At 41.4% G+C, this 23,811-nt stretch carries 19 protein-coding genes; 14 read left to right on the top strand and 5 right to left on the bottom strand.

The window, feature by feature from the left end:
• The first annotated feature begins 8 nt into the window (after positions 1–8).
• From rplO to BJI48_RS04170, 13 genes are all read left to right on the top strand, one after another.
• Positions 9–410 carry a 50S ribosomal protein L15 gene (gene rplO / locus BJI48_RS04230; RefSeq protein WP_095332254.1) on the top strand — a complete coding sequence of 134 codons (402 nt, stop codon included), beginning with the start codon at positions 9–11 and terminating at the stop codon, positions 408–410.
• Complete coding sequence (gene secY, locus BJI48_RS04225; RefSeq protein WP_095332252.1) at positions 410–1,669, top strand: preprotein translocase subunit SecY; 1,260 nt, start codon at positions 410–412, stop codon at positions 1,667–1,669. Before rplO ends, secY begins: the two co-directional genes overlap by 1 nt.
• A complete protein-coding gene (map, locus tag BJI48_RS04220; RefSeq protein WP_095332250.1) occupies positions 1,669–2,427 on the top strand; it encodes a type I methionyl aminopeptidase in 759 nt (252 codons plus the stop codon). Before secY ends, map begins: the two co-directional genes overlap by 1 nt.
• Positions 2,428–2,429: 2 nt before the next feature.
• A complete protein-coding gene (infA, locus tag BJI48_RS04215) occupies positions 2,430–2,648 on the top strand; it encodes a translation initiation factor IF-1 (RefSeq protein ID WP_095332248.1) in 219 nt (72 codons plus the stop codon).
• Between the two features lie 105 nt (positions 2,649–2,753).
• A complete protein-coding gene (rpmJ, locus tag BJI48_RS04210; RefSeq protein ID WP_095332246.1) occupies positions 2,754–2,867 on the top strand; it encodes a 50S ribosomal protein L36 in 114 nt (37 codons plus the stop codon).
• Positions 2,868–2,870: 3 nt separating this feature from the next.
• Positions 2,871–3,233, top strand: a complete 363-nt coding sequence (rpsM, locus tag BJI48_RS04205) for a 30S ribosomal protein S13 (protein ID WP_095332244.1) — start codon at positions 2,871–2,873, stop codon at positions 3,231–3,233.
• Between the two features lie 13 nt (positions 3,234–3,246).
• The gene (rpsK, locus tag BJI48_RS04200) at positions 3,247–3,642 is read left to right on the top strand and encodes a 30S ribosomal protein S11 (protein ID WP_095332242.1); all 396 of its coding nucleotides are present in this window, start codon (positions 3,247–3,249) and stop codon (positions 3,640–3,642) included.
• Between the two features lie 11 nt (positions 3,643–3,653).
• Positions 3,654–4,280 carry a 30S ribosomal protein S4 gene (rpsD, locus tag BJI48_RS04195; RefSeq protein ID WP_095332240.1) on the top strand — a complete coding sequence of 209 codons (627 nt, stop codon included), beginning with the start codon at positions 3,654–3,656 and terminating at the stop codon, positions 4,278–4,280.
• A 15-nt stretch (positions 4,281–4,295) separates the two neighbouring features.
• Positions 4,296–5,303, top strand: coding sequence for a DNA-directed RNA polymerase subunit alpha (locus BJI48_RS04190; protein WP_095332238.1), 1,008 nt, complete (start codon positions 4,296–4,298; stop codon positions 5,301–5,303).
• Positions 5,304–5,312: 9 nt separating this feature from the next.
• A complete protein-coding gene (gene rplQ / locus BJI48_RS04185; protein WP_095332236.1) occupies positions 5,313–5,663 on the top strand; it encodes a 50S ribosomal protein L17 in 351 nt (116 codons plus the stop codon).
• Positions 5,664–5,821: 158 nt separating this feature from the next.
• A complete protein-coding gene (locus tag BJI48_RS04180; RefSeq protein ID WP_095332234.1) occupies positions 5,822–6,181 on the top strand; it encodes a methionine-R-sulfoxide reductase in 360 nt (119 codons plus the stop codon).
• Positions 6,182–6,193: 12 nt separating this feature from the next.
• Positions 6,194–7,576, top strand: coding sequence for an NAD(P)H-hydrate epimerase (locus tag BJI48_RS04175; RefSeq protein WP_095332232.1), 1,383 nt, complete (start codon positions 6,194–6,196; stop codon positions 7,574–7,576).
• 69 nt (positions 7,577–7,645) lie between these two features.
• Positions 7,646–8,938, top strand: coding sequence for an MFS transporter (locus BJI48_RS04170; RefSeq protein WP_095332230.1), 1,293 nt, complete (start codon positions 7,646–7,648; stop codon positions 8,936–8,938).
• Here BJI48_RS04170 and BJI48_RS04165 read toward each other — a convergent pair.
• From BJI48_RS04165 to BJI48_RS09410, 3 genes are all read right to left on the bottom strand, one after another.
• Positions 8,931–9,896, bottom strand: coding sequence for an AraC family transcriptional regulator (locus BJI48_RS04165; protein ID WP_095332228.1), 966 nt, complete (start codon positions 9,894–9,896; stop codon positions 8,931–8,933). The two genes, BJI48_RS04170 and BJI48_RS04165, sit on opposite strands and share 8 nt — an antisense overlap.
• A 258-nt stretch (positions 9,897–10,154) precedes the next feature.
• A complete protein-coding gene (locus BJI48_RS04160; RefSeq protein ID WP_095332226.1) occupies positions 10,155–10,829 on the bottom strand; it encodes a hypothetical protein in 675 nt (224 codons plus the stop codon).
• Positions 10,830–11,088: 259 nt separating this feature from the next.
• Entirely contained in the window at positions 11,089–11,244 is a 156-nt protein-coding gene (locus BJI48_RS09410) for a hypothetical protein (RefSeq protein ID WP_180763043.1), read from the bottom strand.
• A 136-nt stretch (positions 11,245–11,380) separates the two neighbouring features.
• Here BJI48_RS09410 and BJI48_RS04150 point away from each other — a divergent pair, with 136 nt between their 5' ends.
• A complete protein-coding gene (locus BJI48_RS04150) occupies positions 11,381–20,347 on the top strand; it encodes a hypothetical protein (RefSeq protein ID WP_095332222.1) in 8,967 nt (2,988 codons plus the stop codon).
• Between the two features lie 554 nt (positions 20,348–20,901).
• Here the strand turns inward: BJI48_RS04150 and BJI48_RS04140 are convergent.
• Complete coding sequence (locus BJI48_RS04140; RefSeq protein WP_095332218.1) at positions 20,902–21,435, bottom strand: hypothetical protein; 534 nt, start codon at positions 21,433–21,435, stop codon at positions 20,902–20,904.
• 321 nt (positions 21,436–21,756) lie between these two features.
• Positions 21,757–23,808: a TonB-dependent receptor gene (locus tag BJI48_RS04135; RefSeq protein ID WP_180763042.1), complete on the bottom strand. Its 2,052-nt coding sequence runs from the start codon at positions 23,806–23,808 to the stop codon at positions 21,757–21,759.
• Positions 23,809–23,811: the final 3 nt, after the last annotated feature.

Here is a 23,811-nt window from a genome sequence, read left to right as displayed (position 1 = left end):
GAGCTTTTATGGCGTTAGAAGATTTGAAACCAGCTTTTGGAAGTGTTCGCGATATCAAGCGAGTGGGCAGAGGTCAGGGTAGCGGTATGGGAAAAACCTCCACTAGAGGAGGCAAAGGACAGACTGCTAGGAGTGGTTATAAGGCAAAACGGGGTTTTGAGGGTGGCCAACAGCCTCTTCAAAGAAGATTGCCAAAAATTGGCTTTCGGACAAAGATTCAAAAGCCTTATGTTATCAATATAGAAAAATTTAAGAATATTGCTAAACTCCCTGAAATTACTTTTGAAAGTATCAGGAGCGTGCATAAGTTTCCATCTTATATAGAAAAAATCAAGATTATCGGAGCGAGCACTCAGGGTCTATCGGCAAAAATCAAAGACGAACGCATCCGGACTAGCGGACAAAAATAATGAATAAAGCAATCATTGGTAAAATACTCATCACTCTAGGGTTTTTGTTTTTATACAGAATCTTGGCGTATGTGCCTATTCCCGGAGTTGATTTGGCTGCAATCAAAGCTTTTTTTGACAACAATTCTGGAAATGCACTCGGCTTGTTTAATATGTTTAGTGGTGATGCCGTTTCTCGTTTGAGTATCATTTCGCTAGGTGTGATGCCCTATATCACGGCTTCTATCGTGATGGAGCTTTTGGCAGCTACATTTCCAAATTTGGCAAAAATGAAAAAAGAGCGTGATGGTATGCAAAAATATATGCAGATCGTTCGTTATGCCACAATTTTTATTACCCTAATTCAGGCTGTGAGCGTTTCATTTGGTCTCAAAAGCATTGGAAATGGGCCTAATGGTGCGATTATGATTGATATGCAGACTTTTTTGGTTATCTCTGCTTTTTCAATGCTGACTGGCACAATGCTTTTGATGTGGATTGGTGAGCAGATTACGCAACGAGGCGTGGGTAATGGTATCAGTTTGATTATCTTTGCGGGTATTGTTTCAGGCATACCTTCTGCGATTGCTGGGACATTTAATCTTGCCAATACGGGAGTGATTAATTTCTTGGTGCTGATTGGCATATTTGTGATTATCTTAGCCACGGTTTTTGTCATCATTTATGTCGAGCTTGCTGAAAGAAGGATTCCTGTATCTTATGCAAGAAAAGTGATTATGCAGAATCAAAACAAGCGCATTATGAACTATATCCCCATCAAGCTGAATTTAAGTGGCGTGATCCCGCCTATTTTTGCTTCTGCTTTATTGGTATTTCCATCGACAATTTTGCAAGCTTCTTCCAATAAGACAGTCCAAGCAATAGCTGATTTTTTGAGCCCGCACGGCTATGCCTATAATGTTTTGATGTTTTTGTTGGTGATATTTTTTGCCTATTTTTATTCTTCTATTGTTTTCAATTCAAAAGATATTGCTGATAATCTCAAGCGTCAGGGTGGCTATATACCTGGAATGAGACCCGGCGAGGGTACTTCTTCGTTTTTAAATTCAGTTGCTAGCAATCTGACTTTTTGGGGTTCTTTGTATTTGGCTTTGATCTCAACATTGCCTTGGATACTTGTCAAAGGGATGGGCGTGCCATTTTATTTTGGAGGCACAGCCGTTTTGATTGTTGTTCAGGTTGCTATTGATACAATGAGAAAAATAGAGGCACAGATTTATATGAATAAATACAAAACCTTGAGTGCGGTAGGTTTTTAGTGTCTATTAATATTAGAAATCCAAAAGAAATTGATTGCCTACGCAAACCCAATCGTATCGTTGGGGAGACATTGAATCTTTTAGAAACACGCACAAAAGAGGGGATGACACTTTTGGAGCTTGATAAGATAGCGGAGGATTTTATCAGAAAAAATGGTGCTAGACCTGCCTTTAAAGGCTTGTATGGCTTTCCAAATGCGGTGTGTATTTCTGTTAATTCAGTTATTATTCACGGCATTCCTAATGACTATCGCTTAAAGTCAGGGGATATTGTTGGATTTGATATTGGTGTTGAAATTGATGGATGGTATGGGGATGCTGCTATCACTATGGGGGTAGGCGATATTTCAGAAAAAGACCGCCAATTGATTGCTTGCGCTAAAGATACCTTGTATGAGGCTATTGATCAGATAAAAATAGGTCTTCGATTTAAAGAATTAAGCAAAATTATTGAGGATGCTATCCTAAAAAAAGGCTTCGTCCCTCTCAAAGGGTTTTGTGGTCACGGCATTGGCAGGAAGCCTCACGAGGAACCTGAAATACCCAACTACTTGGATGGCAGAGGTGCAACCTCTGGTCCCAAGATCAAAGAGGGGATGGTTTTTTGTCTCGAGCCTATGATTTGCCAGCTTGATGGAGAACCAAAAATCCTTTCTGATAAATGGAGTGTTACATCAAGCGATGGGCTCAATGGAAGCCATTATGAACACACCATTGCGATTGTAAATGGCAAACCTGAAATACTTACGGAGATATAACGATGGCAAAAGATGATGTGATTGAGGTAGATGGGAAGGTCTTGGAAGCTTTGCCCAACGCTACTTTTAAGGTGGAATTGGACAATAAGCATATTGTATTGTGTCATATTGCTGGCAAAATGCGAATGCACTATATCAAGATTTTGCCTGGCGATAAGGTAAAGATTGAACTCACTCCTTATAGTCTGGATAAGGGTAGGATTACGTTTAGATACAAATAGACTAAGAAACTTTTAAACTTAAATTCGTTATAATCATAGCTTTTTAGTCTATAAATTTGGGCTTTAAAAAACGTTATGCTTTTGCATAAATTTAGGAGAAACAAAATGAAAGTTCGACCTTCGGTTAAAAAAATGTGTGATAAATGCAAAGTTATCAGAAGAAAAGGCGTGGTTCGAGTGATTTGCTCCACTCCAAAACATAAACAAAGACAAGGATAAAATATGGCTAGAATTGCTGGTGTAGATTTGCCAAAAAAGAAAAGAGTTGAATACGCTCTTACTTATATTTACGGGATAGGGCTAAAAAGTTCTCAAGACATTTTAAATGCCGTAAATATATCTTTTGATAAGCGAGTTAATGATCTCAGCGAAGATGAAGTCTCTGCAATTGCTAAAAAAATTCAAGAAGGCTACATAGTCGAGGGTGATTTAAGAAAAAAAGTTCAAATGAATATCAAATCATTGATGGATCTTGGGAACTATCGTGGTCTTCGTCATAGAAAAGGTTTGCCAGTGCGGGGTCAAACGACCAAAAACAATGCACGCACCCGAAAAGGCAAGAAAAAAACAGTTGGTAGTAAATAAAGGAGGCTGATAGATGGCTAAAAGAAATACAGCGACTAAAAAAAGAATAGTCAGAAAAAATATAGCTAAAGGGATTGTTTGTATATCGGCTTCATTTAATAACACCAATGTAACCGTTACCGATGAAATGGGGAATGTGATTTGTTGGACGACAGCAGGCGGGCTTGGTTTCAAAGGGTCGAAAAAATCAACGCCTTATGCAGCCCAGCAGGCTGTTGAAAGTGCGATGGCTAAGGCAAAAGAGCACGGAATCAAAGAAGTTGGTATCAAGGTTCAAGGACCGGGTAGTGGCAGAGAAACAGCTGTGAAAAGTGTCGGAACAATTGAGGGAATTAAAGTTCTTTGGATAAAGGATGTTACACCATTACCCCATAATGGTTGCAGACCTCCTAAAAGAAGAAGAGTGTAAGGGAGTATAGAATGGCAAGATATAGAGGACCCGTTGAAAAATTAGAAAGACGATTTGGCGTATCACTAGCTTTAAAGGGCGAAAGAAGATTGGCAGGAAAGAGTGCTTTAGACAAGCGACCTTATGGTCCCGGACAGCACGGACAAAAAAGAGGCAAGATTTCTGAGTATGGTTTGCAACTTCGAGAAAAACAAAAAGCCAAAGCGATGTATGGGATTTCTGAAAAACAATTCCGAGCGATTTTTGTTGAGGCAAACCGACTGGATGGCAATACGGGGGAAAATCTCATTCGCCTGATTGAAAGAAGACTTGATAATGTCGTTTATAGAATGGGATTTGCAACAACAAGAAGATTTGCACGCCAGTTGGTTACTCACGGGCATATTCTTATTGATGGCAAAAGGGTGGATATTCCTTCATACTTTGTTCGCACAGGTCAAAAGATTGAGGTTGCAGAAAAATCAAAAAATAATAATCAAATCATTCGCGCTGTCGAATTGACTTCCCAAACTGGCATTGTTCCTTGGGTTGATGTGGAAAAAGATAAAAAATATGGTATTTTTACCCGCTATCCTGAAAGGGAAGAAGTTGTGATTCCGATAGAGGAAAGGCTCATTGTTGAGTTGTATTCTAAATAATTAGGTGGTGAAAGAATGAAAACGATTAAAATAGCTCCCTATATTCCTACGGATATCAATATAGAAGAGATAAATAAAAATAGAATTAAAATAGCAGCCTATCCGTTTGAGTCTGGATATGCCATTACTTTGGCACACCCTATCAGGAGGTTATTGCTTTCAAGTTCGGTGGGGTATGCCCCAATCGGACTTAAGATTGAAGGTGTTGCTCACGAGTTTGATTCTGTTCGTGGTATATCAGAAGATGTTTCGCCATTTATTGTGAATTTAAAAAATATTCGTTTTATCAACAAGGCTTCAGGAGAACAAGGCCAACAAGTCGTAATCAATTATTCGTTCAAAGGTCCTATGGGACTTACTGGAGCGGATTTGGTAAATGATGTTTTGGATGTTGTGAATAAAGATGCTTATTTGGCTACTATCAACGAAGATGCCGTTCTTGATTTTTCTATCATTGTTCAAAAGGGTATGGGCTATGTTCCAAGCGAGGATATTAGAGGGATGATTCCTGAAGATTATATCCCCCTTGATGCTTATTTTACCCCTGTAAAAAAAGCAGTTTATGAGATAGAAAATGTTTTGGTAGAAGACAATCCTAGTTATGAAAAAATAGTTTTTGATATTGAGACCGATGGTCAGGTTGAGCCTTATAAGGCTTTTCAAGAGGCTATTGCGACAATGCATTTACAAATGAGCATTTTTGGTGCTGATGTTACCGCTGTTCCTGCGATTTCTAAGGGGTCTTCAGATGACATCACAGAATTGAAAGATTTGATGGTCAAAATTGACGCGCTCAATTTAAGCGCACGATGTTTTAATTGCCTCGATAGGACCGGGATTCGCTATGTGGGTGAGTTGGTTTTGATGACTGAAAATGATTTGAAAAACATAAAAAATATGGGTAAAAAATCTTATGATGAAATTGCAGAGAAACTTCAGGAATTAGGCTATCCTGTAGATTCTGAGCTGCCTGAAGAATTAAAATTGTCTTTGAATAAAAAAATTACAAAGATGAAGAGTTAAGGAGACAAAATGAGACATAATCACGGATACAGAAAGCTTGGCAGGACTTCTTCACACAGAAAAGCATTATTAAAAAACCTAGCCATTGCGTTGATCGAGCATCAAAAAATAGAAACAGGCGTGTTTAAAGCCAAAGAATTGCAGTCGTATATTGAAAAGCTTGTGAGCGTTGCAAGGACGCCGGATTTAAACTCCCATCGTTTCGTGTTTGCTTCATTGCAGAGCAAATCAGCTACAAAAAAATTGATCACAGAAATCGCTCCCAAATATATCGACAGAAAGGGCGGTTATACAAGGATCCAGCGAACCCGCCTCCGAAGAGGCGATGCTTCTTCAATGGCTATCATTGAATTTGTTTAAAAAATGAATTTGTCTCCAATCGGATTCTTTCCGATTTGACAAATTTATCTTCTTTTTTCTTTCACACTTTTTGCGATATATTTATTTTTACTTTTGTGGTATATTTTTTCATCATAGAGATATAGATACAGATAGATAAAAACTTTAAGGAATTCAAAATGCCAACACTTACCCCACAAGAATATGCCGTCATCGTAGAAAAAGCTACCGAAGCCCCATTCAGCGGGGAATATAATGATTTTTACAAAGAGGGCATTTATGTATGCAAGCAATGTGGTAACGAGCTTTATACCTCTGAAGCCAAGTTTAAATCTGGTTGCGGGTGGCCTAGTTTTGATGATGAGATTGCTGGGGCTATCAAACATCAAGTCGATGCTGATGGCAGACGCACAGAGATAATTTGTGCGAATTGTGGCGGGCATTTGGGGCATATATTTATCGGCGAGGGCTACACCGACAAAAACACGCGCCATTGTGTAAATTCCGTATCAATCAAGTTCATCCCGAAAAGCAAATGAGGGATTTTCCATATGCAAAATGTCTATCCTAGTTTGGAAATCTTAGATAAACGAGCGATTGAAAAATATGGCTTGAGTGAAGATATTTTGATGGAAAATGCTGCTAGCTCCCTGCACCAGCTCATTTCAAAAATCACCCATCATCATAGCGTGATTACCATTGTTTGTGGCGGTGGGAATAACGGGGGTGATGGCTATGCCTTAGCGAGGCGATTGGCAGGCGATTATTACGTTCGGCTCTTTATCGCCAAAGAACCCAAAACCAAGATGTGCCAGATACAGCACCAAAGGGCAATGGAAGCACAGATTGAAGTCATCAAAAAATTGCTCCCTTGCGATGTTGTGATAGATTGCTTGTTTGGGAGTGGCTTTGTTGGTGAGCTTTTGCCTGATATGAAAAAACTTATTTCTGCGATGAATCAGGTCGCTAGAATCAAAATAGCCTGCGATATTCCCAGCGGTATCGACAAAGACGGGAATGTTTCTGATGTGGCGTTCCAGGCAGATTGGACGATCAGTATGGGGGCGCTCAAAACTGCCTTGTTTAGCGATGGGGCTAAAGACTATGTTGGCGAGATTGTTGTAGGGGATTTGGGCGTTAGTAGAAGTCTTTATGAGATCAGTTCGAATACTTGCCTGCTCGAAAAAAAGGATATGCGTCTGCCTAAGAGGCACCACAAAAATGTCCATAAGGGTAATTTCGGTCATTTGTGTGTTTATGTTGGGGAAAAAAGCGGTGCGGCGCTATTGGGTGCATTAGCAGGGCTGGCTTTTGGGGCAGGGCTTGTAAGCGTGATAGGCAAAGAGTTTGCCTGTCCCATTGAGCTTATGCACCCCGATGAGATCCCGCAAAATACGACGGCATTTGTTGTTGGTATGGGGATGGGCGCTGTGCCTGATAATTTTGATAAAATGCCCGCCAAAGCCCCATGCGTCCTCGATGCGGATTTGCTTCATTGGGAGGGGTTGGGGGAATTGTTAGAGGTTTGTGAAAATCTCGTTTTAACCCCCCATCCCAAAGAATTTCTTTCGATGTTGCGCCTAGCGGGTTTTGCCCCCATAGATATGGAGACGCTTTTGAGAAACAAAATACAGATTTTGCGTGAATTTAGTATCAAATACCCCAAAATCATTACATTGTTAAAAGGTGCTAATACCCTCATCGCCCAAAACGATCGTATCTATATCAACACATTTGGCACGCCCAATCTCGCTAAAGGCGGGAGTGGCGATGTCCTTGCGGGTCTCATCGGGGCTTTGCTCGCACAAGGTTATAGCTTATTAGATGCGAGTATCAGTGCTTCTTTGGCGCATTCTTTTGGGGCGAGAATGGAGAAGTCAAGCTATGGGCTCACGCCTCTAAAACTTATCGAAAATATTAAAAATCTAGCATAATATTAATAAAATTTTATTCTATAGGGATATAATCAAATCAATTTTTTAACACCCAAACAGGAGGCGTTTATGCAAACAGAAAGTCTCGCTCCAGAAAGTCCTATTCTACAAAATCCTGCTTCAAAAAGTCCCATTCCAAAAAACTCTGCTCCCACAAAGTTTGATAACAAACTCAAAAAAATCGTCCATAATCCATTGTTTAAAATCGCTTTATTTTCGACCACTTCGATGACGGTTTTGGGGAGTGTGGTTATCGCCCCCTCGTTGCCCTCGCTTCAAAACCATTTTCACAACGTCGCTGGGATTGATTTTTTATCCAAGCTTGTTTTGACGCTCCCCGCACTTTTTGTGATGTTTTTCTCCCCATTGAGCGGTTATTTGCTTGATCGTTACGGCAGGATAAAGTTTTTGTTTCCTGCGATGGTGCTGTGGAGTTTGGCGGGATTTTCGGGATTTTTTTTGGATGATATTTATTTGATTTTGATTTCTCGGGCGATTTTTGGTATCACGACTGCGTTTGTGATGACGGGTGCTACGGCTTTGGTGGGGGATTATTATTTGGGAGAAGATAGGCAAAAAGCCCTTGGATTGCAGGGATTTTTTACCGCAGCAGGCAGTGCGGTTTTTATTAGTCTAGGGGGTTATCTTTCAAGCATTGATTGGCGCTACCCATTTTTGGCTTATCTTTTGGGTATTGTTGTGGCTATTTTTGCTTCTACCAAGCTTTTTGAACCCCACCGGCATCGTTTTGATAAAAAAACCCAAAACGCCCAAGCTCCTCAAAACGGATTTCGATTTTTCAATTTCTTCCCCATTTATCTGTTGGTTTTCTTTTGTATGGTGGTTTATTATATTTCGCCTACACAAATCCCGTTTTTTATCGTGCATAATCTCGGCAAAGATAGCGATATAGTCGGGGTTTCGATGTCCGTTTCTGCGATTGCTTATGGGGCGTTTGCGTTGTTTTATAGCCGTTTGAGGAATATGTGGAGTATTGCTGGGGTTTATGCGTTTGGATTTTGTTTGATGGGGACGGCTTTTTTGCTTTTATACGTGTTTCATAATTATTTGATCGTGATGGTGTCTTTGGCTTTTTTGGGTGCTGGGGGAGGGCTGATGATTGTCAATAGTAGTTCTTATCTTTTATCCATCGCCCCAGAACACCAACGTGCCAAAGCCTTAGGCTTTATGGCGAGTTCGATTTTTTTCGGGCAGTTTGCCTCACCGCTTATCACGCAATCGATTGTCAATAATATCAGCCTGCTTGGTTTGTTTTTGCTATTTGCTTGTGTGCTTTATGTGCTGGGTTTGTTGTTTGTTTTGAGGAGCAAAAAACCATTCGGGCATAGCTTGGCTACCTAGTTTGAATGTCTTCAAAGTCCTTATTTGCGAGATGTTGGGCGTGAAGTTTTTTATATTCCAAAGGGGTCTTGCCCGTGATTTTTTTGAAGCTTTCACAAAATTTTGAGATATTGGTGTAGCCAACTTCTGTGGCGATTTCTGTGATTTTGCGATTATCTTGGGTGAGTAGGGAAACCGCTTTTTGGATTTTTTGGTGTTTGATGTATTGGTAAATCGAAGAATCATATGTCTTGCAAAAGTCTTTTTGGAGCTTGCTAAGCGATATCCGAAAGGTTTGTGCGAGGTGGCTTAGCGGGTAGTTTTCTTCGCAATGGTTTTGGATGTAGGCACAGATTTCTTTCATCAAATCGCTTTCTTTTATTGCGTGGCTTTGGGGTTTTGAAGCCAGATAGATGAGTAGTTCAAGGAATTTTACCCGCATATAATCGATGCCTAAGTATTTTTGAGTGTGCATTTGGTGAAAGATATTCATAAAAACCTTGTCTTTTGGGAGAATCAAGAAGTTTTCATAGAATTTTTCATTGATGGTTTTTAGACAAATATTTTTTAAAATCTTAGTAATTTCTTTGCTGGCAATATCAAGATAGATCAAAAAACTGATGCTTTTGTTGAATCCCAGGGGCATTCTTGAATCGAGAAGTTCGATATTGAGATTGAGCGCACAAAAAGAATCTTTTTGAAGTATCCTGCGCTCATAGCCCTCTAGCAATGCTTCATAATCACCCTCCAGACAAAATGTCATATACAAAATATCGGGTCTTTTATAGAGTTGTGACTCATACAAGGTCTCGCCGTGATATTCCCCATAAATCAACTCCACCCCATCAAAAATCGTCCAAACCTCCATTTTGCCACTGGCTACGCCACTTTTTAGTTCATAAATAGCACTGGTATCGAGATTTTGGAGTTTTGTGATATGGGAAGGATAAATATTTTTATAAAAATCCAAAAATTCCATTGATTTCTCCGCTATTTTTTTCCATTATTTTCCCGATCGGGTAAGTAATTATAAAAAATATAATAATCATTATTATAACTTAAAAATAATATTTTTTACCCTACCAGTGCGTTTTTGTTTTTTGGGATTTCAAAATTGACAATACGAGGTGCTTATGTTTTATATTGCTTCAGGCTCTAAGCGTTCCTTTTTGCTAAAAATCTGTGTATTTTAAAAAAATATAGATTGTAGGGCATTGTTTTTGCGATGGTTTTGCACTCAGGGCATAAGAAATTTTACAAGAGAGAAAACTGAGCCGATGATTGTCCCCATAATCGCAACAAACCCAACTCCCATCCACGCAAGAATAGAATATTTGAAAGACCTGATTTTATCATCAAAACCTTGAGATAGCCCATCGACCTTGCTTGTGAGAGTGGCAATATCTGCACGCACAAGACCAAATTGTCTTTCTGTGTAGAGCTTGTATTCTTCCAAGTCAGTTCTTACGCTATCAATCTTGGTTTCCAAATCTTCTCTGAAACCATCAATCTTGGTTTCCAAATCTTCTCTGAAACCATCAATCTTGGTTTCCAAATCTTCTCTGAAACCATCAATCTTGGTTTCCAAATCTTCTCTGAAACCATCAATCTTGGTTTCCAAATCTTCTTTAATATTTCCGATCTGTTTGAGGATTTTGAGTTCTAGTTTGGCTAAACCAGCCTCTAGATCTGATTTTGTTGCAAACTCCTTGACAAGCTCGGTTCTCACACGAAAAACAATTTCATCAATCTTTTCATTGACGCTTTCTCGCACGACTTCTTTTTGCTCGCCCAGCACTTTTTGAAAAGCAAGCACAAGCACATCGGCTTGATTCTTATCTGGAAAATTTTCATAAATCGCATCATAAACTCGCTGATTGAGCTTATAAGTCGCTGTTTTTACTCCGCGCATCAAGTCTCCTGAGTTTTAAATCCTTTTTCGGGCTAAATCTTCACATTTTATCATATTTTTTAACAATTAAAACACAGCGGATACATCTCCCTAGCATTGAAAGTCTTATTTTTGAGTCAATCTTGCGCATTATTTTTTAGATTTTCCCTAGATTTCAGAGCAAAAAATCCCTTAAGATGTGCTGAGGATAATTTTTATTAATTTTTAATTGATACAATATCTACTTAAATATCTTGATGGAATTTAACTATTTAAGATTTCAAATGATTCTAGCTAGAGGCACACAAGTAATCAAAAGCTGATAAACACACCCAAAGGGCAAAAGGAGGCTGGTTTGTTGCAGTTTGTATTTTTTCATCGCACCCCAAACGATAACCCCTGCCACTACCCACACCGATGGGTGATACAAACCCACAAACCCTATTTCTCCGACAAAGATACAAAAATCCAGCCTTTAGCATATTTTTTCACCAAATATCTTTCTTTTTTGTGCTTTTGGTTTGTCTCTGCACGCGTTTGCGGGGGGGGGGGGGCAAATCAAAAGGCATTTTATGCTTTGGTTAAAAAGCTTTCTCTTGGTTAAATTATTTTTCACCAAAGGCACACATCACAAGCCTCGCACCCACGCACGCACCTCACGCATTCGCACGCCTTATCTTGGCAAGCTTGGCTTGGGTGTGCTAGCGCTTGTTTTTTTGGATATTACGACAGCGTGGGGAAAGGATTATAACAATCAAGATGTTACGGGCGGTCTCAGTGGAAACAATACATTTACCAATTCTTCATTTACCGGAAATATAACAAATAACGGAGTTTATATTTTTAATGGCAATTCGACTGGCAAAAAATATGCATTCAAAGGAGATATTGCTAGTCCTGCTTATGGATTAAATATAAATGTTACTTTCAATCAGGGCGCAATCGCAAATGTTGGAAAAATGGAAATTGGCTACAGCGGGTATTCCGGTGGTGCTGGCAGACATATCACTATTAATATTGCAGGAGGCTCTAAAGTAACAGCCAATAGTATTAAAGTAGGCGATTGGGGAGATAATGAAGAGCTGGAAGATATAACTTTTTTACTTACTGATTCTAGCTTGACTGGGAATGCTACTAATAGAAATCAGGGTTCAGGAAAAAAAGCAACTAAACTTAATTTCAACCTTAATAATTCTACTTATTCTGGGACAATTACAAACAAAAATCAATTGGATTTTGTTGCCACTAATCGTTCCATAATCGGGAATATCACAGGTCAAAATAATCCTAAAACTTACTCCAACATCACCCTTAATAACATCGCCTCTTCGGGCAATATTGATGTCGCTAGCAATAGCGGTTTTGTCAAGCTTACCAATATCAAAGACGCTACCATTGGGAATATCAATAGTAATGCTTTGGTCCTCACAGGCGATTTTTCATCATCAAATGTCGGCAATCTCACTAGCACAAACGCAGATTCGATTGTTTCATTCGATCAAATGCAGGGCAAAACCATCGGGAGTATCAATCTTGTTAATGGCAAGGTTACTGGCACATTGGATTTCACACCCAAAGATAGCAAAACGCTTAATATTGGTAGCAATATCATTGCCAATGAGGTTGATTTGAATTTTGTCTTTGGCGGACCGGGAGATTCAGTAAATAAGGCACTTTCAAACAAAAATAAAAATAGCGTGGGTATATTAAAAACAACTGCAACAAATGTTACCCAAACCACTGGGCATATCAATCTTGATGGATTAGGGACGTTTGATTTTGATAATACTATTAGCAATACTTTTGAAACCATTTTATCTAATAAAACCAATCTCAATCTCAATCGCTTTGAGGGGACATTGGGCTTGGTGCGGACAAATATTGTCTTGAATCAGAAAGGACAAACCCATTCGATATTTGGACAAACATTAGGCAAGGATTTGGGAATCATCGATAAAAGCACTCACCACGCCAAAGGTTTTAGTAATGCGGTATTTGGGAATGCGATGTTGGTGTATGATGAAAATGGCAAGCAGGTATATAACGCCGATGGCACGCCCAAGATAATGCCAAATGTGCCAGAAACGCCTAGCGGTGGCACGCCATTTTATACCATCACGCAAAAGGGCGCACCTACAGATGATGGCTTTGTCAGTGGCAAATCATCTAATGGTAGCATTGGTGTGGAGGGCGATGAACTCAAAAAACATATTTCTTTTGTATTTACCGAAAATACATTCAATAACACCACAGAAAAAGGCTTCACAGGCACGATTGATGGTGGCACCGATGATTCGTTGTATGAATTTTACAACGCCGGGCAGATGAATGCGGGGAGCGTTGCTAATGCCAAAGGCGTGGTAAATCTTTTTAACACCACCATTACGGGCATTTTAGGGCAAACCATCGCAGCACACACAAGCGCCACGGGGGCTACGATCCCAGAACAGCACCCCAATGTAACGACTTATTTTGATTATTCCAAAAATGGGAGTGTTGCACCTAATGCCTATGGTTTGGCAGTTATCGGGCAGGGCGAACATCATTTTGAATTTGACTTTACTGATAATGACGCTTCTATCAAATTTGCTGGCTCACTGCTAGGTGGGAGCGCGGCAGGGACAAATACGATTACGTTTTATAATCTTGATGGTTTGAATAACGCCACCCAAAGTAAAAATCCCCAAGCAGGTGCAAGCACCCAGCCTCACGGCATTCTCAATGCCCTCAATAATGCGGGCTTCACAGCTATCAATAATCAAACCCCAGCGATTAATGAAAGCACGCCAGGCACAGCTACCGAAAATATTTTTAAGGATTTTGAAAGCAAGGGTGGGACAATCGATAAGAGCGATCTTAAAGATATCCCCACCAACACCCAGATGAATTTCTATGGCTCGACATTCAAAGGGGATTTGGTAGAAAACAACTACGCATTTAATCTAAACTTTTATGGTAATCAAAATGCCATCAATGCGTTTATCAAAGCCCTCAATGACGAGTATGACAAAGAAGTCGAAGACGCCAAGAAAAACGGCACGCCTATGCCTACACAGCCATTGCCCGGTCTCAAACATACCCTAAAAACCGCCTCTTTTGATGGGGATACGCTCGATTTATCTGGCAACAGCAATGACGCTACTATCAACTTCATCGGCTCTGGGAGTATCAAGCCCGGTGTTACTAACCCCGCTGATAAGGCTATCAAGGTGGCTTTGGGTAGTGGAAATAATATCTTAAATATCCAAGCTGTTGATGGGGTAGTCGCCCTACAAACCAAAGAAACAAGCCACACCGCTTCTGCAACCGGAAAGCTTGATGGGAATAAATCTGTGTTCGTGCAAGTTGATAGCGCAGGAAATCAAAAATCATTTGATGTATCTAAAACCACGCTCAATATCAGCCAATCTTCTTTGATAGGCGATTGGAGTCAGGGCAAGGCTTTGGAGCTAAGTTTTGGCGAAGATGTCGCCGTTATGAACACAGATGGCACGCCAAAGCTAGATGGTAGCACACCTGTGGTCAATCACACGAAATTTTATGGGGTGCTTTCTACCGATGGCAATCAAAAAATGAAAATCACATTGGGTCAAAACTCGCTATATGATCCCAATCACAACGCTAGCGATAGGGAATTGCTAAAAAAATATTACAACGGCAGTCTCAAAACAAACACAACAGACTATGATAAAGACCCCGATGGATTCCATTTTGGTGCTGTAACGATTCGACTAGGGAATGCCAGCTCTGCTAATAATACCCTTATCATCAATAATCCCGGTGGCGAACTCCATATCGATGGGCTTGATAGCACGCATTTATTGAGCGGTGATTCTTCTTTGATGGCAAATAACACGACAATTGTTGGGAATATTTATGGGGCAATAACAACTTCTGGCGCTTCAAAAGTCTCAAACATCCCTGTAAATTTGAGTTTTAACAACACGGGTGTGGCGTTTAATACGAGTGGTAATTTATTTGATTTTTCCAAACCCAGTGCGATAACGACGCCAAACCCTATCCCAACGTATTATCAAGGCGATGTGATTAGCGGGATCAAAGATGGCTCGAGCTTGAGTTTTATTGGGAAAGGTTCATTACGCCCTTTGACTAACCAGACTTTAGGGACATCGGGTCTCTTAGGGACAATCCCCACCGGCACGACGATTGAGTTTGGCCAACAAGACCAAGTCCTCAATCTGCTTGCTTATAACACCGGAGGCACACTGAGTTTCGAGCATTTTAAGGGCAACATCCAAACCCCTACAGGGAATTACCATATCAAAGGCACAAATCTAGTCGTCAAAGATAATTTTCAGACCACAGGGGCAAGCACTGCTGATAAAAAAACCAGTGTCCGCCTAGCCTTTGCCAAAGCTTCTAATGATGATTTGCTAACCACTAAAGATGGGAGCTTGCTTACAAGCGACACAGATAGTAATGGCAACCAAAAAGATATCCGTGATTATATCCTGCCATCTAGCCTTACGCTTAATGGTGGGATTTTGATCCGATTAGGTGAATTTAATGCGACATTTATTGGCGATGAATCCATTCTCCCGTTAAGATCTAACAATGTCCTTTCGATCGGACACGGCAATAATGCTATCACTGCTTATGTCAATGCTATCAATATGGGCGATGCCTTGAAATCGAGTAATGCGGCGACTTTTTTTGGCTCAGCACTTAGCGCTGCTAATGCAACCGGAGCGAGCTGGGTTTATAATGTCAGAGGTTCAAATATCGGCACTATTAGCGTGGGTAATGGTGCAAATGCTTCTAAAGCCAAGAGTATTGTATTTAATGCGAGCTTTGATAATCGGGATTTTCTCAATCGTGATGAAGCTGATAGATACTGGACTAATGAAAATACAATGGGGAACACAGAGCTTGTAATTGTCAAATCTTCGTTGAGCGGGACACTCACTTTGGCAAACAATGTGGAAGCCCATCTTGAATTTTTTGGCGATGCATTGGGTGGGAGCGGTAGTGTTACTGGCGGGAAAAACACATCGAGTATGCTTATTGATGGGGCGGAGAGAACAAAAGAGACAAATAGTAGTGTTAAATTCAGCGCATTGAGCCAATTTGGTGGCAAAATCAATGTGATGAATACCGAGCTAAGCGATGGATTTACTGGTAATAATGGGAAATTTTCTAAGTTCCAGATGACATTTAATGCAAAGATGGATGAAAAAACGTTGAGCGCACAGGCAAAAGAATGGATTGAGAAAAATGTCAATCAAACCGATTCTTTAGGTGTAACACATAGCGTTGATTTCAGCCACGCCCACGTTTTGGGTAAAGAAGTTCAAGGCACGGGAAATCATATTGATTTAGTTTTTATCGGTCAGGGGGCGTTTATCCCCGGAACTATCAAACAACCAGATGGTAGCTACAAAAATAAAACTGGCAGTATCAAAGATGGGTTTTTTATCAATAATGGTGTTGCCAGCGCCAATAATACCTATACATTTGTCGATGCGGGTGTTATCAATCTCAGAGAATTTACCGACGCCTCTGATAATACCGCTAGTCTTGACACTACCGACCCTAATGCAATCTTGCAGAGCTTTAAAAATCAAAGACCTTTTAGTGGCAAAGGGGTGATCAATTGGGTAGGTAGGAGCTACCAAGAAGGCAAAATCACCAATGCCATCAATACCGAAGATAGCCCAGCGATACTGCGTTTTAGTGATTTTGTAATCCCAACCACTCCCCCTGCTTCCAGTGCTACTTCTGGGACTGACTGGAGCGACCCAATGCCTGCCTATGTCTTTTGGAATATCTACCAAGCAGGGGGCAATGACCCAACTACAGGGGGTGCTAGCACAGGAGGCGGGCAACATCTTGAGTTTGACTTTGGGGGTAATGCCGCATTTAGTGCCAACCCAGATGCTACCAATCCGCAAGATTATAAATTTCAAGGCTATATCACACAAGGGAGTGCAACGGAAAAATCTTCTTATACGTTTAGCAATCTTGGCACGATTGACACGGCTAACAATGATGATTTTATCGATGTGCTTAATCGCACCATCAATCCTGCCAATACCACAAGCCCCAACACGACCCAATCCATCTTGCAAACCAATAATCCTATCCAGATCATCAGCGGGACAATTGGGCTAAAAGATACCAGTGTGAATGGGGATATTGCTTTTAGCAAAAATCCAAACTGGGCAACAACAGGACTCACGCCCCCACCAACAGGACTTACCCTAGCACTAAGCTTTGATAATAACCACCCGTATTATGGGGAAAATATTCGGGGTGATGGCAATAAGGTTGTGAATTTTCAAGGGGCGCAGAGTTTCCAAAAAGCCACGATGAAAATTCACGATGGGAGCGATGATTCTATCTATAATTTCAATGATGTGGGCGTTTTGGATCAAAATTCTATTGATAATATTTTAAACAAGCTCCAAACGCAAGGGAACTTTAGCTTTCAGGGAGAAACCAAAATCAATGCCAATATCTTCACCGATGTGAATCCGAGTTTGGTAAAAACCCACTCGCTTACGCTTGGCGACAAAGACCATCCTATCTCTGTGAGGGGTAATGCTGAACAACAAGGCTTGCAAAAACTCTCTGAAATTTCGACCATCGTGCAAATTCACGCATTTTTTGGTGATGGTTCTCGGGTGGATATTCAAAATCAAAATGCGGGTTCTAGCTATGATTTTAGCAATTTTGCAGGTAGAGCGCCCGTGATAGCTACGATCAATCTCAATACCCAAAAAACAGACAAAACCGACACCACACAAACCGATGATGGGATTAAAAAAGCCACCATTACAGGATTTGATGGGAATGTTTCGCTCATAGGCAGTATCCAAGATACCGACCAAACCATCACTGAAGCAGGAGGCACAACAGATAATAGAAAGGCTAATACCTATGTGTTTGGTTCAGCCACACCAGTGGCTTCGGGCACTCCAGGCACATCGGGTGCGGGTGTCAAAAATGCTAGCTGGGTGGTAACGGCAGATTCTAACGTGCAAACCCTCCAAGCAGGCAATGCTGATGAGGCGCAGCAAAAACTCGCCCTCAATGATAACCGCAGTATCGGTAATGTGGGCTCTATCATTGATTTGCGTGGCTTGCGAGATAATTCTTTGCCCTCAGAAAATAGCCTGGCGGGTGCGGTAACGATTTCCCCTAAAACGGCTAAGACAAAAATCCAGCAAAATCCAGCGTTTCATTTGTTGGGCGTGGGGGATTTGACTATGAATTATGGGGTTGTGCGTTTGGGTGTGAATGCCAATACAGGCAATAGCGACCTTTTGGAAGCTCAAAAGGTTAGTGGGGGAGACAATCTTTTGCAAATCGCCCTTGAAGCGGGCAAACCCCAAGATGCCAAAGCCGTATTGGCAATCATCCATCAAAATGATGTTGATGATTATTTTTCAGGTGTTGATTACACGCAAGGGGTTTATACCCTAACGCCCAATATCAGGGTGCAAAATAGTGGGGCTTCTGGTCCGCTCACTATTTTTTATCTTGATGGGTTTGCCGTTGCTGCCAATCTTGCGACAACTAACGCCTTTCAAAATGCTTTGGGCGTGTTTTATCGGGATTTTCGTATCGCTACTGATAATCTCAATCTCCGAATGGGCGAACTACGCGGGCAAAATCTCACGCAAGGGGCTTGGGCGAAGTTTAGCAATGGTTTGGGATCAGATAACGCGCGCAATCGAGATTTTCAAACGACCTTACAAGCTGGCTATGACCATCAATTTAGCTTTTTGAATGGGACGCATTATCTAGGCGTGAGTGCTGAGGGGAGTTTTATTGCTTCCAAAGGGGCGCTCTACCATACAACTGGGAAGAATATTGGCTTGGGGCTTTATGATGCGTTGTTTCTTGAGAATGGATTTTATATCGATAGCACGCTCAAATACCTCTATACCAACAATCGCTTTTCTTTTGATGGGGATTCAGACATTGTTATCGAGGACTCCAAGAGTTCATTGGGTAGTCAAAATATCATTGCAGGCGTGGAATTGGGCTATCGCTATGAACTTGATAGATTATTTGGCAAAGGCAAGGAAAAGAATGCTTTTATACAGGGTTATTTTCTTGAGCCACAAGCACAGGTGATTTATGGTTATAACACAGGGACTCGGCTAGAAGCGATGGTAGCAGGCGAGCGGGTGCAAGCGAGCTTGCAGGCTAATAATGCTTTGATCTCACGTGTTGGGGCGGTTTTTGGCAAGCATTTCAAGACCAAAAAGGGAATGGTTACTGATGTGCGTTTGGGATTGTCCTATATCAATGAACTCAACACCGGTGGAAATACCAATATCAGGCAGTTTGGGGCAGCTATTTTGCCTGATATTGTCTATCAAACCCCAATGAATAACAAACTCAATCTTTCTTTGGGAGCGAATTTTATTATCGATGATAGTTGGCGGGCATATGCAGAAGTCAGCCGAACGTTTTTGGGCGTGTATCAGACTGATTATAATCTCTCTCTTGGAGCGCGCTTTAGCTTTGGCAAAAAGGTAAGTGCATTGGAGAGAACTCGCCGATGGCAACAACAAAAACAGCACAAAATAGAACACAATCACATCGAAAGCAAAGTTATCCCGCTCCCACCCAAGCAAAATTGTCAGGGTTGCCCGGCTGAAGATGGGTATTATTTACAAGTGGCTGCTCTTGCCAAAGAACCTAAGGATTTGTTGCCTTTGCTCAAAACTCAGAGCTACCGCACCCAAGAAATCAAGCTTATCCGAAAAAACAAAAAAGGCAAGACAGAGACCATCACAGCCCATCGCTATTTGATTGGCCCGTTTAAGACTGCCAAAGAAGCCCGTGAATACAAGCAAAAAGCCGATGAGATTGTTAAGAAATTTGAAAATAATCCTAATGGATTCTCACTATCTCGCCATACCAAGAAAGGCGAGGGTGTGCCGGTGGTGCGAGTAATGCAAAAAGAGATCAAAAAGACACCCAAGCAAACCACCCCACCAGAAGCTAAAAGCAATCCTAAGGTCAAGGATTTGTTCTTGCGTGTCGCACCAGATAAAGAGGCTAAGCCCCATCGTGAGGACAAAAAAACCACACCAGAAGCGCCCAAGCAAGAAAAGACAATTGATGATAAAACGATGGTTTTATTTGCAAAGAATGGTAGCCAAACGCATTGTCAAGGCTGTGCGCCTGAGGTGGGGTATTATCTACAGGTAGCAGTGCTCACCCAAGAAGATAAGGAAGCTTTGGCATTGATTGGGCAATATTCTTATCGGGTGGAGGATTTTGCTCTTTATCAAAACGGCAAATCCAAGCTGGCACATCGTTATTTGATTGGTCCGTTTAAGACTGCCAAAGAAGCCCACGCTCATAAAAAAGAAGCCCGAAAATTGGTATTTAAAATCCATCACGACCCTAAAATGCCTGCGATAATGTATGAAGTAAAAAATGATGATGGGTTGATTAGCCTGTGGGGAAGCGGGGTAATATTTTATGTGGCGACTTTGGCGTTGATGAAGCGATTTGTCAAAGATGAGCCATTGCTAGAGAGTGGGTATATTTCATAGGTGTTGCGTGGCTATGGTAATATGTGATTTTTAGGAACATAACCGGACACCCATATTAGGACGAGAAGCGTTAAGTCAAAGCCAACTGCTTGGCTTGAACAAGCTCCGCACGGCGATTGTTTTATGCGACAAAAGGAGCATAACAATACGCCTAAAGCGGGGCTTTGCTCGCCAAAGTGGTCTTGCGATTCAATTTATCGAATCGATACCGATAAAACTTATTTCCAACGCACAAGCTCCGCTTGGGCGTGAAATGATAACTTTAGGAGCGTTTGGGGGCTTTGCCTCCAAAAAGCGGTCTTCAGATTTGGGTGAAGCCCAAACCAACACCTTTAAAATTTATCTCGAACGCACAGCCTCTGGCTGGGTGTGAGATGGTAGCTTTAGGAATGAAGCAAGATTTCACATCTTGCGGAATGGTCTTCAGGTTTAATTTTTTCTCTGAAAAATTAAACCTGAGTAAAACACAGATGAGTGGTCTTCAGATTCAGTTTTTTAAAACTGAATCGAGTAAGGATAATAGAAATAGAAAAAATAATCCTCTACCCCCCCCCCTAGCTCAAAATCCCCAAAACAAAACTCACCAACAATCCCAAAATGAACGCAAGACTCAGGGTTTTCGCGTGTTTGGAAAATTTTATCATCAACAACCCGCTCACATAAAACAATAGCAAACACGCACTAAAAAGTATCGCGAAATAATTAAAAATATCAGACCCATCGCCGGTGTGGAGTGCCATCAGATACGCCAAAAATCCCTTTTGGCGAATATCAAAAACATTGATATGTCCTGGACCAAAGAAAAACCCTATTGTGTGGGCGATATTCCCATAAGCGAGCCCCTTATTTTCATCGAGAACCCGAAATTTGATGACCTCATCTTGCACGCCATTTTTTCGCAGATAAATGATGGCTTGCTCCCGGAGTTCATCGATGTTGGTTGCCATTGCATCGATGGCTAGGGGTTTGACTTCACGATCGCCGTGAATCTCAAAGAGGGCTAGCACCCCGCTAAGGGTGTATAAAATCGCCAATGGCAAAAAGAAAACGCTCACATACATATGAAAATACCGATAAAATTTTTTCATTTCTTTCCTTTACACTATGTTTTACTCGGTTTAATTTTTTCAGAGAAAAAATTAAACCTGAAGACCATTTCAAGAGGCAAAGCCTCTTTCCATTCCTAAAGCTACCATCTCGTCAGCCAAGCCTAAGGCTTGTGCGTTCGAGATAAATTTCTAAGGTGTTGGTTTGGGCTTCACCCAAACCTGAAGACCACTCCAACGGGCAAAGCCCGTTTTCGCTCCTAAGGTTTGGGCGTCTGCTATGCTCCTAAAGGTCGCATAAACGCATCGCCGTGCGAGGCTAGTGAAGCCAAGCAGTTGGATCTGGCTTTACGCCTCTACTCCTCAAAAATTATAATTCAAAGAAGCCCCTATATTGCGGAGTTGCCCGATAAAACTCCCTTGTATGCTAGCAGTAGGAGGAATAGGAAAATTTTGAATCCACGTTTTGTATTTTTGGTTAAAAAGATTTTGGGCATAGACATTGATACTCAAGCCATTTTTTGCCTGCAGGCGCAAGGACAAATCAAAAATGCCATAAGGGTCTTGAAAAAGTTTATTTTCATCATCAAAATAAGTCTTAGAATAAAATCTGCCATTGAGATTGGCAAAAAATTTCGCCCCATTAATTGTGGCAAAATTCCAGTCGATATTGGCATTCAAGCTTACATCTGGGGCTAAGAGAAGCGTTTTGTTTTTGCGGGTATCTTTGCCTTTTATCGCCCCTTTGACATACCTAGAATGCCCAAAATTCCCACCAAAAGAAACCACCAAGCTTTCGATCGGGCGAGAATGCAAAGCAAGCTCCAAGCCTAGCGAATCAATCGTGCCGGCATTTTGTATAGAAAATCCCGCAGGGCTTGGGAGTGAGACTTGTTTATCGGTGATATAAATATAATAAAGTGCAGCATTGAGACTAAGTTTGCTACTAAAAAGCTCACTATGGACGCCTAGTTCGGCGTTTTGGGTGTATTCGGGTTTGATTTTATCAGCAGTGATGAAGTCAAAACCGCCCGCACGATAGCCGTTTTGATAGAGGGCATAGAGCCTAACATCTTCGCCTAGATTGTAGCCAATGGCGATTTTGGGGGTGAAGATATGTGAAGAGTTATTGTCTTTGAATGCGGGTTTTAAAATCATATTGTTTTTTTCCATCCCTAAGGAATGGGCTTTGGAAATATCCAAGCTATATCTCGCTCCCAAAGTCATATCAAAGCCCCAAAATTCCGGGCTTTTGCCCTCACCATAGATGGCAAAAGTATCTTTATCGATAGTTTTGACCAAAGAGGTTTTGTCGGGGAAATCGTGGGCGATATGCTGGAAATACGCCCCAAAAATGCTATAAGCCCCGTTTTGATAGCGACTTACCAATCGCAATTCATCGGTGGTAGTCTCTCTAGCTTCTTTGACACTGCCGATTAATTGATCGAGTCGGTTACTTCTGTCTTGATAAGAAAAGACATTGCTAAGATTAGAAATCCCAAAATTATAGCCTAGCTTGAGGGCGTAGGTTTGGGCGTTGCGTTTAAAATAGGGGCGAAAAAAGTTGGGATTATAAAACCCCTTACTTCGCCCTAATGTTTTGATTTCTTCATCGGTGAGATAAAAGCCATTATGATGGTCGTTCAAATCGCTTAGCGAGTATTTAAACAACGCTTCAAAGCCTGAATTTTTCGGAGCAAAGGCAAGGCTGACATTGCCGAGCAAAGAATCGGATGTATCGAGCTTTTCACCCGTGCTTTTTTGCGTGATTTGCCCGCTTTGGTGATAATAACCCAAATCCGCTCCGATATACAGCCAGTCTTTGAGTAGCGGGGTGGCGGTAGAGAGCATCGTATTTGTAGAGAGTGTGCCAATGCTTGTGCTAGCATTGGCACGTGGGGTGTTGCTTGTGATCGGATTGGTGATGATATTGAGCACGCCAGATTGGGCGTTTTGCCCCCAAATAGTCCCTTGCGGACCACGCAATAGCTCGACACGCTTGACATTAAGGAGCTCTTGAGAGAGAAATTCAGGGTCTTGAGGAATCCCATCGATATAGACTACAAGGGCAGGGTTGAAATAATCCGTATTTGAAATGCCTCGCACGCTCGTGTATAACGCCCCTGCGGAGGAGTAATTTTCCAAAATCAGCCCCGGGATGGCTTTGGTGAGTTCGGCAATGCTATGTATCTGGAGTTCTTGGAGTTTCTTCCCGCTCACCACTGCGACCGAACCATCGACTTCGCGCAAATTTTGGTCGAACTTATTGGCTGAAACCATTTGGGTTTGGAGTTTGTAGCTTTTAATAGGGCTTTGGGTTTCTCCTGCCCCCCCCCCATTGGCTTGCTTGCTATAGGCATTTATGCCAAAAAATAGGGAAAAAATAAGCCCGCCAGATAAAAATTTTTTTTTCATAAT

The organism is Helicobacter sp. 11S02596-1, assembly GCF_002272825.1.
Classification (GTDB): domain Bacteria; phylum Campylobacterota; class Campylobacteria; order Campylobacterales; family Helicobacteraceae; genus Helicobacter_J.
The sequence above is the reverse complement of the archived record's forward strand: the minus strand, read 5'-3'. Positions and strand labels throughout refer to the sequence as shown.